Genomic DNA, 357 nt, shown 5'->3' with positions numbered 1-357 from the left:
TGTGGCTACTATTTATTTTGCCTCCCAAGAGGCACAGCATTTTTTAGCTTTGTTTTTTTATTTTAATATGTTATTTTGGTTATTTTTATGTGTAACTGGTTTTATTTTATATTTTAAATACCTCCAAAAGGAGAAATTAAATGAGAAAATATAATTTATTCGATAATTTCCTTTGTTTAATGATTGGTGGTATTATAGCTATTTTTGTCTATCATCAATTTCAACTTTCCTATCATAAACCACAAGAAAATACCGAGAATAAAGAACAATTTATTATTAAGGATTTATCCATCCAACAAAAAAAAGATTTAATTAGTGACTTAAAAACTATTCTTTTCAACTTTAATAATGTTAATT

1 protein-coding gene is annotated in these 357 nt (G+C 23.8%); it reads left to right on the top strand.

The window, feature by feature from the left end; translation table 11 throughout:
- Positions 1 to 140 precede the first annotated feature (140 nt).
- On the top strand, positions 141 to 357 hold a 217-nt coding region (locus tag RI68_RS02780), incomplete at its 3' end, for a hypothetical protein (protein ID WP_038104820.1).

This window comes from Vaccinium witches'-broom phytoplasma str. VAC, from assembly GCF_000309405.1.
Classification (GTDB): Bacteria; Bacillota_I; Bacilli_A; order Acholeplasmatales; family Acholeplasmataceae; genus Phytoplasma.
Note: the sequence above shows the minus strand (reverse complement) of the source record. Positions and strands in the feature narration are given on the sequence as shown.